Raw genomic sequence first — 12,728 nt, forward strand, 5'->3', positions numbered from 1 at the left:
TGATTGCCTATTATCATTGTGACTTAATTCCAATAGGAGGCATGGTGCTATGCAAAAAATCTACCAGGCGTAGGCGTGAGAGCAGCGAAAATATATTACAAGTTACATTTGAAACTTTTATACTTGGCACCACTAACCCTATAACTGCGTCAACTATCTTGCAGCTAAATTACTGTATCAGTTTTCCTGGTGTAAGAATTTAACCTTGATATGGCATGAATATATAACCAATTAACCTCATTTAGTAAGCAGAAGTAATGACAACTCAGTTCTGGAAAAAAAGCATAAAAATTAATGCTACTTTAACTAACTTATTGTTTAAGCCTGTGCGTAGAGGCTTACTCCTATGTCGCAGTAAGTTACGCAAAGCGTCTGGTATTGCAGCTAGTCGCCAGACATCGCCTTTCATTCATCAAGGTTGGTGGTTTTTAAGGAAGCGTCTGCTGCCATTATTATGTCTGATATCATTCGTTGCGGTCTTGCTACTCAACAGCTTTGCCCCTGCTGTTGCCCAACTACCTCCTCAACCACGTCAGGAAATTCGGGGGGTGTGGCTGAGTGGTAACGATTTTAGTGTTTTTAGAAATCGCTCAAAGGTGCAAGCAGCTATGAGCCAACTGCGGCAGCTAAACTTTAACACTGTTTATCCCGTAGTTTGGAACGATGGCTATACACATTATCCCAGTGCCATCATGCAAAAAAAAGGTATTCCCTTCTTCTTTAAGGGAATAGATGGACAAGATGTGATTGCAGACATTATCAGCCAGGCCCGCAGAGAAGGGCTACTAGCAATACCTTGGTTTGAATTTGGTTTCATGGTTCCCCTAAGTTCGGAACTCGCATCTCAGCATCCAGATTGGCTGACACAAAAGCCAGATGGGACTCAAACTTCAATTAGTGCTGCGGGTGAAGTAGCGTGGTTGAATCCCTTTCACCCGGAAGTGCAAAAGTTTATCACCGAACTCGTGACGGAAGTCATTACTCAATACGATGCTGATGGCGTTCAATTTGACGACCACATGAGTTTACCTGTGGATTTTGGTTACGATAAATACACGATTAGTTTATATACTCAAGAAACTGGTAATCCTCCCCCAACTAATCCTCAAGCTCAAGCATGGATAAAATGGCGGGCAGATAAAATCACTGCATTCATGGTACACCTCTACCAAACCGTGAAAGCCAGAAAACCGAATGCTATTTTCTCGGTTTCTCCTAATTATTATGATTTTGCCTACAAGTTGCAACTGCAAGACTGGCTCAACTGGGTACGGTTGGGTATTGTTGATGAGTTAGTCATGCAGGTATACCGTAATGATTTAGAAAGTTTTATCGCTCAAATTACCCGCCCAGAAATTTTAGAAACCCAAAAAGTCATCCCAACTGGTATCGGTATTATGGCGGGGTTACGAAATCGCCCAGTTTCCATGCCACAAATCCAATCCCAGGTAGAAGCAGCACAGCAACGCGGTTTAGGTACTGGCTTTTTCTACTACGAAAGCCTTTGGGATATTGCGCCTGAACCAGCAGCGCAACGACAGTCAGCATTTGCGGCTCTCTTCCCAAATCCAGCGTTGCGGGACATCTCTCAAAATACACCCCGCAAGCCAACTTTTGATACTATATCCCTACCTTTATATACAAAACCTTCTCTCGGTCAACGTGTTCGCGGCTATTTTCTGGAAATGGCGATCGCAAATGGTCAGCCAAAGCGTATCTTATTAGATACAGGTTCAGCAGGGCTGCGAGTTCCCAAAGAGTTTTTAGGTAATGCTCCTATCCGCAGAACAGGACAAAATATCAAGGAAGTATTGAGTGATGGCACTATCCTAGAAGGAGAATTAGTTTATACTAATGTCCGGTTTGGTTTACTTCCCGCCGCAGAACCTGTTCCGGTACAGATTGTTACTAGTCGCCAATGTATTCCCCAAAAGCCTAATTGTTCAGTAAAGAGTGGTGTACCATTTTCCGGTATTATCGGTGTCAACTATTTTGAAAAGTCACTCCTCTATAATCCGTTGAGAAAATTACCAGGCAATCTGAGTAACGGATTTATTGTCAATGGAAATGGTGGTAGTAATAAGAATGGCAGTTTAATCCTTGGTTTGACTGCTGATAATCAAGCAGGTTTCAAAATGGCTGCTTGGAGTAAACAAAGCGAAATCAATGGTGTACCTGGTAATAGATGGGACTCTCAACTGAGCAAAGTTTGTCTAACTCTTGCTGGGAGTTCTGCTAAAAATTCTTGTAATGGCAAAATGCTCACTGATACTGGAGCTATTAATGGTTTAACTGAATTCAAGTCAGCTTCTACAGCAGGTAAACTCAAACCAGGAGTGTTACGTTCAGCAAATGCTCTGAAAGTAGCAATTAATGGCATTTTTGATTACACCCTAACACCAGGAACCCGCGACGGATTTAATCGCTGGAATTTGAGTATCTCACCACAGGCAGAACTTCCTGTATTTATAAATACTGGCATCGCCTTTTTTGATAAATACGATGTACTTTTTGACCCAGTTAATGGAAGACAGGGTTTTCGCAGCCGACGGTAAGAGAAAAATAAAGACTTCCTCTCTCAAAATTAATGATACAGACCACTAGTAAAGCATGGCGTAAATAAACATACCATTTCAAATGGTGCAAGAAGCTCGGAATACAATTTTTTTGAATTTTGACTTTTGACTTCCGCGTTGCGGTGCTAGTTTTCCTGAACCAGCAAAACTGATTTTACGGGACGCTTGATAGGATTTCCCTCTAAATCAACCTTCCCGTAAAAGGTTTTGCCATTGTAATAAAGTGAAGACGAACTTCCCCCATCCAGATTCATCGCTTTATCAGCACCAAGAGTTTTCATAAAATCGGCTAGTGCTGGCAAGGATACTCCAGAGTTAGCAGAAGCCGAGGGTTTTTGAGCCACCATAACTAAAACAACGCTGCCATCACGGGTAATACCCACGGCAGTTCTGGCGTTGGGTTGGTTGCTGCCAAGTGCATCTCGTTTATTGGCATTATCTACAAACCCTTCTTTTTCTAAAGTAAGTTTTGGTAACAGGCTTGGGCCTGCACCTATAGCATCGACTAACCGACAACCTGCTGGCTGTGACGCATTGTGCAGGGCAATATCATAGCGAACAGTCTGTCCACATGAGTAACGGCGGAATTCTGTGCGATTGAAAATTTGACTCAAATAAGATTTTAAGTTGGGATTGTTCACCAGGCGATCGTTTTCCTTGGGGTTAGCTACCAACTTCCCTTGGAGGATGACATAGGATGTAGATTTTTGGTTGGCTGGGTCAAAAAAGCCTGCGTTCAAAATAGCTAAGGCTTGATGCTTCTCGGCAAATTCTTCTACTGTGGCTACCTTTTGTGATAGTGCAGGAGTTACCAAAAATCTGCTATTAGCTGGAATTAAGAGAATGTGAGCGATGCTTTGGGGCAAAGTGCGCTTGAAGTAGCGGATAGTTTTTGGTGGTGAAGATGCAACAGTCGATATTGACGGTGTTGAGAAACGGAAATTCAACCACAACACCATTGCCAAACTAATTAATACCAAACCCAGTAGTTTAATTTTTCTCACATTTTAACCTTAGCTATCCAATGAACTCAGATGCCGTTAATGCTATCAGGACGTTACGTGATCGCGGCGAACAATATTGCACATTCTAGATTTAGAAACTAGCGTAATATCATGATAGGGTAGGTTGCGAAACCATTTCCTTTACAGGGATTGAAACCCTTGAAACTTACTAGATCCCTATTTGGGATTGAAATTAAGACCATGTTAGAAACTACAAACCTGAGAAATATCTCCAAAAAATTCGCTATAGCCAGAAATTCTGCTTCTTTCAAAGAAAATGAGGCAATGAGAGCTATTGCATATAGCATGGATTTACTACTACCTGGTTTGTATATATGGCTATTTGGTTTTAGTTTTCGCATTGGTGGGAACGTACCAGATGATATTCCCTATAAATATCCCAGTAAAATTCACACTAACACTGGAATTGCTTTAGTATTACCAGGATATAGAATTGATACGACTTATCAGGGTAGCTATGACCCTAAACAGACATCAAATACAGGGAGTAACAGCTTTTAATTGTACGCTTCTTGACTCAAATACTTTTGAAACCTTATTTTTATAATTTAAATGACTACTCAAGAAATTTATTGTGATGAGTCTGGATTCACAGGCAATAATCTTTTGGATAAAGATAATCCTTATTTTGCATATACTACTGTTGCTATTAGTTATGAGGAAGCTAAAGATTTCGTTACAAAAATAATTAAAGATAATAAGATTCAAAATGAATTAAAATTTAGCAGTCTTATTAAAAACAGTAAAGGCAAACAAATAATCACACAAATACTCTCTACATTTCACGACAATACTAAAATTAGTATACATCATAAAAAATATAGTTTAGCCTGTAAGTTTTTTGAATATGTTTTTGAGCCTACCATATCAAGTAACAATAAGTTATTTTATGAACTTAATTTTCACAAATACGTTAGCAATATTTTATACTTTGAATTTGAGCATTTAAATAAATATGCAGAGGAAATATTTGAAGAGTTTTATAAATTTATACTCAATCAAAGTGATGATGATTTATTTTCCAGGTTTAGTTCTATAGAGCTAGATGGAATTTCACCATATCTTAAAGCAATTAGAGATTTTTGTCTTTTTAATAGAGATATAGTTAAGAAAGAATTAGAATCTTTAAAAGGTTCTGGAGTAGAAAAATGGATTTTAGATGCTAGTAACAGTGCGCTTCATCTTCTTTTAGCTCAATGGGGACTTAAATATAAACAGTTAAAAGTTTTTTGCGATAGGTCTAAACCTTTACAAGAACAGTCTATTTTTTTTAATCCCATGATTAATAATGAAACCCAAGCATTCTGGGAGCTTAATAATCAAGCAACTCCTATAAGTTATAATTTAGCAGATAACATTGAATTTGTTGATTCTCGGCAATATCACGGAATACAATTAGCAGATATATTTTCAGGAGTTTCTACATTTATACTAAAAGAAAATCAAAAAGGTAAATACGCAAATTACCCAAAAGAATGGAGTAACTATTTATCTAAATCTGTAATAGACACTATATCTGTATTCCCGGAATTAGACTTTTTAGAACCAGAACAACTACCATTTAAAAGAAATTTTTTAATATTAGAAGAATTAGTTCGTCGAAGTGCTAAAAAAATACCTTTATTAGAAAATATGTCAGAATTCATAATATTAGTAGACTATTATTTACGCTTTAATTTGTTTGAACAAAATAATATTTAGATTTATGTCTACCAGTAACCCATTAGTTTCTACAAAATTTCAGTAAACCAAAAAGTTTTTTCCAAAGGGCGATGCCTACTTTAAGATTTTTTGTTGTCTGTGATACTTTCATTCCCAAAATCAATTAGCCATCTCCTGTAACTGATTCTAGTTCTTGAGACAGCAAATGTGTGTCTCTGAATGTTGAGGCAGGCAAGTACACTGTAAATTGAGTACCTCTGCCTATCTGACTGCAAACATTGACAAAACCACCGTGATTCTTAACGATACCCAAAGCCGTGGAAAGTCCTAAACCTGTACCTTTGCCTACGTCTTTGGTGGTGAAAAATGGTTCAAAAATCCGTTGCTGAACTTCCGACGACATACCCATACCAGTATCAGTTACCACGATCGCAACATAAGAACCCACTTTAGCATCAATATTGATCTGGGCAGAATGTTCACCAATCACTAGATTTTCCGCAGTAATCCTCAAGATACCGCCATTGGGCATGGCATCGCGGGCATTAACTACTAAATTTATCAGCACCTGATGTATTTGAGTTATGTCTCCACGGACATACCACAGATTTTTAGGGATATCTGCCTGACAGATAATAGATTTGGGGAATGTTTGAGCGATAATTTGCTCAATTTCTGCCATCAAAGGCTGAATTTGCACAATTGTTCGTTTGCCTTCAATACCCCGTGCAAAAGACAATACTTGCTTGAGCAAATTAGCGCCGCGTTTAACATTATTTTCTAGAGTTTGCAGTATTTGCTGACTCTGCGAATCGGGCAATTTCTTCTGCAACAGTTGAACTGACATTAAAATTGGGGATAGTATATTATTCAGATCATGGACGATACCGCCAGCTAACGTACCTATACTCTCCAAACGTTGCGATCGCAGAAGTTGAGCTTCTAATTGTTTCTGCTGCGTAATCTCGGTGTTCACACTCAAAATGGATTTGGGTTGTTCATTATCATCTCGGATCAATATCCAGCGACTTTCAACGATAATTACTTTACCTTCCTTTGTCAGTTGATCCAACTCACCCTGCCACTCACCTGTATTCATTACCTTCAAGTAAGCATCTTCTAACTGTGGTGAATCTTTATACAAAAGTTGCAAAACATTCTTACCCACAACTTCCTCAGCCTTCCAACCGTACAGACGTTCAGCACCTTGATTCCAAAACAAGATTTGGTTGTGGATATTTTGCACCAAAATCCCCTCAGTTGATACATCCAGCAGCAACCCTTGTTCACGGATTTTCTGTTCTGCTTGTTTTTGCTGGGTTATATCTCGCATCAGTGCCAAATGAATAAACGTACCATCGCATTCGTTACGCAATGGAACAGCATGAGTTTCTATGTAGCGACGGGTACCTTTAAATCCAACAATTTCAAACTTCAAATTTCCCTTGTTACCTTGGCAGATACTTTTATGCAAGTCGGCAAAAGCTTCTCTATACTCTGGTACAATTACCGCAGCAATTGGTTTACCAATTAATACATCAGCACTTTCCACTTCCATCATTGCCAATCCTTCTGCGTTAATTTCTAAAAGGGTTCCATCCCCGGCAATTAATTTGATGCATTCTGGTTCTGCATCTATCACAGCCCGTAAACGGTTTTCGCTTTGGCGTAAAGCTAGTTCCGTCTGCTGAAGTTGCCTGATATAACGCCACAGCAAATCATACAGCAGCGCCACCAGCACAAAATCCACAATAGCAGCGATAAAAAATGTGACTATTGCCTTTTGGGAACTTACTTGCGACTGCTGCATTCCCTGCTGTAATAAATTTTGTTCTATCTCTAAAAATTCGTGAATAAACTGTTGGATTTCTTGGCTACTTTGGTTGTCTTTATCAGATAAGATTCGCTGCCGAACTGCTTCAAATCCCTGGTTTTGTCTAAGAAAAATTTCTTGTTGCAGGATGTTGAGCCTGTTGGTAATTTTCGGCTTCAGCAAAGAAATCCACTGCTGCTTTTGATGATTATCAGCAGTTAATTTGCTAAGACTTTGACTCTTGCTATTAGTTTCTTGATAAGCTGCAACATAAATTTTAAAATCATCTGCATCTGCTGTAATTAAGTAATTACGTTGGGCAGTTTCAGTATCTTTGAGTGTAGATTGAATACTTTCAAGTTGAGTAATAACTTTATATGAGGATGTCATCCTTTGCTGGTTGTAAATCAGCTGAACAGTGTTGCTATATGAGACTACAGCATTTGTAAATACAACTGCCAGTGCTAAAACGAATATTGCTTTCAGCTTTTGGACTCGATACCATTTTTTGATCATGCGATCGCCCTTTCTGCCGCAGATGCCCTCCATCAGTTAAAATTAAAGATTAAAAACAAATACTGAAAATATTTTAATGATAATGATTGTGACAGCACAGGTAACAAAATACAATCTCTTAGAGTTGTAAATATCTGGATTCTTTAGGATAATGATTTATACATAATAGCTACAAATAAATCCGCTAATTTTTAATATAAATTCATTTTCAGCTTGAATAAGATAAGTTGCCTATCCATAACATTTGTAGAGACGTTGCATTGCAACATCTCTATATTTGGAATTCTAATTAACTCCCATTATCCGTAAATTTAAAATAAAACTAGTACAGCGCGGCAGAAATAAACAACCCATTTGAAATCAATGAAATGCCTACACTATATTCATTTTGACTTTTGATTTTTGCCTTGTGGTACTAGGGCATTGGTAAGCTGATGCGCGCCTAACGCGCCTAAACTGTATAAACACTCTTTACTGTCGTTAACTGTTAACTGTTGACGGTTAACGGTTATGAGTCATCAGTCATCAGTCATCAGCCTTCATGTAAATGTTCAAGTTAAATGCGTAACAGCTTATCAACTTAATGTTACATCAACGGTTTCTAACCGTTTAAATTTAAAACTAAATATATTCTGCAATATGCTTGACATGATTTAAGCAATATGCTAATAATTATAGTTTGTGGAAACTTTACTTCTTAATATAAGCTCTTGGCTAACGTCATTGTCATAGGTGCCCAATGGGGCGATGAAGGAAAAGGTAAAATAACTGACTTACTCAGCCGTTCCGCAGATGTTGTGGTTCGTTATCAAGGGGGTGTCAATGCTGGACACACGATTGTAGTTAAAGGTCAAACCTTTAAACTGCACCTGATTCCCTCTGGTATTTTATATCCAAATACCGATTGCATTATCGGCTGTGGAACAGTCATCGATCCACAGATTTTAATCGCAGAACTCGACCAATTAAAAGAACTAAATATTTCCACTGACCACCTGCTGATATCTGAGACAGCCCACGTAACGATGCCTTATCATCGGTTGATTGACCAGGCATCCGAAGAACGACGGGGAAGCCATAAGATCGGCACAACAGGTCGGGGCATTGGGCCGACTTATGCTGACAAATCTGAACGTACAGGCATTCGGGTTTTAGACTTGATGAACCCAGATGAGCTACGTGAGCAGTTAGAGTGGACGATTAATTATAAAAATGTCATTTTAGAAAAGCTTTACAACTTGCCACCTCTAAATCCACAAGAGGTGATTGAAGAGTATTTGGGTTATGCAGAGCGCTTGCGCCCTTACGTTGTTGATACATCCTTCAAAATAGCCGATGCGATTGCGCGACGGCGGAATATTTTGTTTGAAGGCGCACAAGGTACGCTCCTTGACTTAGATCATGGAACTTATCCCTATGTCACCTCCTCTAACCCAGTAGCCGGGGGGGCTTGCGTTGGTACAGGGGTAGGGCCGACAATGATTGACCGGGTAATTGGTGTATCGAAAGCCTATACGACACGAGTGGGAGAGGGGCCATTTCCCACGGAATTGGATGGAGAGTTGGGAGAAATGTTGTGCGATCGCGGTGCCGAGTTTGGCACAACCACCGGACGCAAACGGCGCTGTGGCTGGTTTGATGCAGTCATCGGTCGCTATGCCGTGCGGATAAACGGCATGGATTGTATGGCGCTCACCAAACTAGATGTCCTTGATGAATTAGAGGAAATTCAAGTTTGTGTCGCATACAACATAGACGGCCAACGCAGCGAACACTTCCCAACCAGTTCTCGTCAATTTGCTAGATGTCGTCCCATCTACAAAACCTTACCAGGATGGAAAGTGTCAACAACCCACTGCCGCACCCTGGAAGACTTGCCACAGCAAGCACTGGACTATCTAAAATTCCTCGCTGAATTGATGGAAGTCCCGATCGCGATCGTCTCACTAGGAGCAAGCCGCGATCAAACAATAATCGTAGAAGACCCCATCCACGGGCCTAAACGCGCTTTATTACAGGCTGACGGCACACCTGCTACCCTGCTAAGTGCGTAAATTAGTCATTGGTATCATTAGTTATTTCCTAATGACCAATGACTAACGACTAATGACTAATGACAAAGGACAAAGGACAATTTCTATGACTATTACAGTCGAATCTCAAAAACGTCCAGAAGGCAGCAAGCCAAGAGCTTTGCGCCGTTCTGGACTAATACCTGCCAATTTGTACGGTCACAAGGGTACAGAGTCAATTCCTTTGACTATTGAAGCTAAAACTGTTGAACGTTTGCTCAAAAGAGTTTCAGTCAACAATACATTGATTGAATTAAACGTTGCCGATGCACCTTGGCGCGGCAAAGCCCTACTGCGGGAACTTCAAATCCATCCAGCAAAAGGTACACCCTACCACCTCAGCTTTTTCGCGGTTGCCGGTCACGGCGACACCACTGTAGAAGTGCGGCTGCGTTTTGTGGGAGATGCTGTTGGTGTTAAACAAGAAGGTGGTGTATTAGACACCGTATTCACCGAATTGCAAGTGAGTTGTGCGCCAGAAAACATCCCAGATGTAATTGAAATCGATGTCACCAACTTGCAAATAGGAGACAGCTTGAGTATCAGTGATATACCCTTTCCTGAAGGTGTAACACCTCTAGCAGAATCAGAGCGACTTGTTGTGAGCGTTTTGCCGCCACAAATTAGCGCTGAAGATGCTGGGACAGAAACTGAAGCAGCTTCTTAAGCTAAGTAAACTGTGTAATAATTTTTGATGATACCAGGGGGAAACTCCTGGTTTTTTTGTATTTAAACCGCAGAGGCGCAGAGAGCGCAGAGGACAGAGATGACAGAAGCGACTCTTCCAGCTTTAATTGAGCAAATGTTGCAGCCTGGATTTTATCCCCATCCAGTAACAGAACCTATTCAATTAATTCAAACCCACATTTCTTATGTGCTGCTGACTAGGGATTATGTCTATAAGGTGAAAAAACCGATGAATTTTGGTTTTTTGGACTTTTCTACTTTAGAGAAGCGGCAGCATTTTTGTCAGGAAGAGTTACGGTTAAATCAGAGGGGTGCTGGTGAACTATATTTAGAAGTTTTGCCCATAACTCTGATAGGTGAGCAATACCAACTAGGGGGAACGGTCAAGCCTGTAGAATATGTGCTGAAGATGCGGCAGTTTCCTCAAGAGGCGCTATTAAGCACACTTTTTGAACAGGGTAAGTTAAATGAAACACACCTAGATGATTTGGGACGGGTGGTGGCTCAATACCATGCCGAAGCACAGACGAATGATTACATTCGCAGTTTTGGTGAAGTGCCAAAAGTTCGGGCTGCCTTTGACGAGAATTATCAGCAAACTGAAAAGTATATCGGTGGCCCCCAAACACAGGCGCAATTTACAGAAACAAAGCAATATACAGATAACTTTTTTGCTGAACGTCCAGAATTATTTGCTAGCAGAATTCAAAATAACTATATTCGTGAATGTCACGGGGATTTACACCTAAGAAATATTGCCCTGTGGCACGACAAAATCTTGCTATTCGATTGCATTGAGTTTAATGAGCCGTTTCGCTTTGTCGATGTAATGTACGATGTGGCGTTCACGGTGATGGATTTGGAAGCGCGGCAACGCAAAGACTTAGGTAATGCCTTTTTGAATGCCTACATAGAGCAAACTGGAGACTGGGAAGGCTTGCAGGTGCTACCTTTGTATTTAAGTCGTCAGGCTTATGTTCGGGCAAAGGTAACTTCATTTTTGCTAGATGATCCGAGCGTACCCGCAACGGTAAAGGAAGAAGCAACAAAAACCGCCGCCGATTATTACAAACAAGCTTGGGACTACACTAAACCAAAGCTGGGACAACTAATTTTGATGTCGGGATTGTCGGGTTCTGGTAAAAGTACCACAGCAAGGTATTTAGCCCGTCAACAGGGAGCGATTCATCTTCGTTCTGATGCGGTGCGGAAACATTTAGGGGGAATTCCTCTGTCAGAAAAAGGTGGCGATGATTTGTATACACCTGAGATGACCGAAAAAACCTACACACGGCTGTTGGAATTGGGAATTATCCTAGCTAAACAAGGTTTTTCGGTGATTTTGGATGCCAAGTATGATCGGCAGCAGTTGCGGCAAGAAGCGATCGCTCAAGCTACGAAGTATCAACTTCCTCTTCAGATTATCCAATGTACAGCACCACTAGAGGTTCTAAAAGAGCGCTTGAACAACCGCACTGGTGATATCGCTGATGCTACGGCCGATTTATTAGACTCACAACTCAAACAAGCTGAACCTTTCACTGAAGAAGAACAATCCTATGTAAAGATTTTGGATACAACTCAACCACAGCAGGCACAATTAAAATAATTCGTAATTCGTAATTCGTAATTCGTAATTTGTAATTCGTAATTGAACCGAAAATTACCAATTACGTTAGCGTAGCGTAAAGCCTTCTCTACGAAACGCTACCGCGTAGCTTGCTTCTCCGTAGGAGTAGGCTTAGAGCGAGTTATCGAGCGTTATTAGTAATTAGTTAATAGCCTTTTTTTACTTTATGGCAGATAAAAAGAACGACTTTTTTAGTATTTCTCCCAGCTTCTTTTCTCAACTTTTATTTGGGGCATTTTTAATATTTATATTAATAATGACCGGCTCCGCACCAGCCCTGAGCATCTTTTTGGGTATCATGGGCGGTTTCATTTTAGGCTGGATCACAAATGTAACCGAGAATAGCGCCCAGCCTCCAACTGTAGCCTCCTCTGATGGTGTTGATACAGGACTGAAATACTGGTTATTTTTCATGCTTGGCTTTGTATATTTAGGGTATCCAGCACCCATGAGTATTCTGCTAGGCGCAATAGGTGCTTTAGCTGGAGGCTGGATTACTGCTTGGTGGGGCAGTAAGGAAGAAACTAGAACTCAGTTGCAAGTTGAAGAGTCAGAAGAGGGCGAAATTGAACCAACGAACGACAGGATCAACAAACGGCAAACAAGAAGAACCGCCCGTCGCTACCGTCGCGGTACTGGAAGTAGTATCAATTTTAGGTTTTGGGAAAAGTAGTAATTTGGGCATTGGGAATTGGGCATGGGGCATTGAACATTAGTCAATAATCAATAGTTCTTCTTTCCCTACTC

Annotated in this window: 9 protein-coding genes; 7 read left to right on the forward strand and 2 right to left on the reverse strand. The window is 40.4% G+C overall.

Annotated elements, in window-relative coordinates; genetic code table 11:
* Positions 1–257 precede the first annotated feature (257 nt).
* Positions 258–2,555: a glycoside hydrolase family 10 protein gene (locus tag H6G26_RS17760; RefSeq protein WP_199326953.1), complete on the forward strand. Its 2,298-nt coding sequence runs from the start codon at positions 258–260 to the stop codon at positions 2,553–2,555.
* A gap of 146 nt (positions 2,556–2,701) precedes the next feature.
* Here H6G26_RS17760 and H6G26_RS17765 read toward each other — a convergent pair whose 3' ends face one another.
* On the reverse strand, positions 2,702–3,580 hold the full coding sequence (locus H6G26_RS17765; protein WP_190730504.1) for a phosphodiester glycosidase family protein: 879 nt from the start codon (positions 3,578–3,580) through the stop codon (positions 2,702–2,704).
* 201 nt (positions 3,581–3,781) lie between these two features.
* On the opposite strand from H6G26_RS17765, the gene H6G26_RS17770 reads away from it, so the two are divergent.
* Together H6G26_RS17770 and H6G26_RS17775 are read left to right on the forward strand one after the other, a co-directional pair.
* A complete protein-coding gene (locus H6G26_RS17770) occupies positions 3,782–4,102 on the forward strand; it encodes a hypothetical protein (protein ID WP_190730505.1) in 321 nt (106 codons plus the stop codon).
* Between the two features lie 51 nt (positions 4,103–4,153).
* The gene (locus H6G26_RS17775; RefSeq protein WP_190730506.1) at positions 4,154–5,302 is read left to right on the forward strand and encodes a DUF3800 domain-containing protein; all 1,149 of its coding nucleotides are present in this window, start codon (positions 4,154–4,156) and stop codon (positions 5,300–5,302) included.
* A 124-nt stretch (positions 5,303–5,426) separates the two neighbouring features.
* Here the strand turns inward: H6G26_RS17775 and H6G26_RS17780 are convergent, their stop codons facing one another.
* A complete protein-coding gene (locus H6G26_RS17780) occupies positions 5,427–7,625 on the reverse strand; it encodes a PAS domain S-box protein (protein ID WP_242053779.1) in 2,199 nt (732 codons plus the stop codon).
* Between the two features lie 677 nt (positions 7,626–8,302).
* Here H6G26_RS17780 and H6G26_RS17785 point away from each other — a divergent pair.
* The 4 genes from H6G26_RS17785 to H6G26_RS17800 all read left to right on the forward strand — a co-directional run bounded on the left by H6G26_RS17785 (position 8,303) and on the right by H6G26_RS17800 (position 12,654).
* Positions 8,303–9,646, forward strand: coding sequence for an adenylosuccinate synthase (locus H6G26_RS17785; protein ID WP_190730508.1), 1,344 nt, complete (start codon positions 8,303–8,305; stop codon positions 9,644–9,646).
* Positions 9,647–9,731: 85 nt separating this feature from the next.
* A complete protein-coding gene (locus H6G26_RS17790) occupies positions 9,732–10,331 on the forward strand; it encodes a 50S ribosomal protein L25/general stress protein Ctc (protein WP_190730509.1) in 600 nt (199 codons plus the stop codon).
* 99 nt (positions 10,332–10,430) lie between these two features.
* Positions 10,431–11,960 (forward strand): AAA family ATPase, encoded by a 1,530-nt coding sequence (locus tag H6G26_RS17795; RefSeq protein ID WP_190730510.1) that lies wholly within the window; start codon positions 10,431–10,433, stop codon positions 11,958–11,960.
* A 187-nt stretch (positions 11,961–12,147) separates the two neighbouring features.
* Positions 12,148–12,654 (forward strand): hypothetical protein, encoded by a 507-nt coding sequence (locus H6G26_RS17800; RefSeq protein ID WP_190730511.1) that lies wholly within the window; start codon positions 12,148–12,150, stop codon positions 12,652–12,654.
* The last annotated feature ends 74 nt before the right edge of the window (positions 12,655–12,728 follow it).

The sequence above is a fragment of the Nostoc sp. FACHB-888 genome, assembly GCF_014696655.1.
In the GTDB taxonomy this organism is placed as follows: Bacteria; Cyanobacteriota; Cyanobacteriia; order Cyanobacteriales; family Nostocaceae; genus Nostoc.

What these genes read in the sequence shown, in the direction of transcription:
- H6G26_RS17770 (WP_190730505.1), top strand. Translation starts at nt 3,782, where the DNA reads ATGTTAGAAACTACAAACCTGAGAAATATCTCCAAAAAATTCGCTATA.
- H6G26_RS17795 (WP_190730510.1), top strand. Translation starts at nt 10,431, where the DNA reads ATGACAGAAGCGACTCTTCCAGCTTTAATTGAGCAAATGTTGCAGCCT.
- H6G26_RS17780 (WP_242053779.1), bottom strand. Translation starts at nt 7,625, where the DNA reads ATGGAGGGCATCTGCGGCAGAAAGGGCGATCGCATGATCAAAAAATGG.
- H6G26_RS17760 (WP_199326953.1), top strand. Translation starts at nt 258, where the DNA reads ATGACAACTCAGTTCTGGAAAAAAAGCATAAAAATTAATGCTACTTTA.
- H6G26_RS17775 (WP_190730506.1), top strand. Translation starts at nt 4,154, where the DNA reads ATGACTACTCAAGAAATTTATTGTGATGAGTCTGGATTCACAGGCAAT.
- H6G26_RS17800 (WP_190730511.1), top strand. Translation starts at nt 12,148, where the DNA reads ATGGCAGATAAAAAGAACGACTTTTTTAGTATTTCTCCCAGCTTCTTT.
- H6G26_RS17790 (WP_190730509.1), top strand. Translation starts at nt 9,732, where the DNA reads ATGACTATTACAGTCGAATCTCAAAAACGTCCAGAAGGCAGCAAGCCA.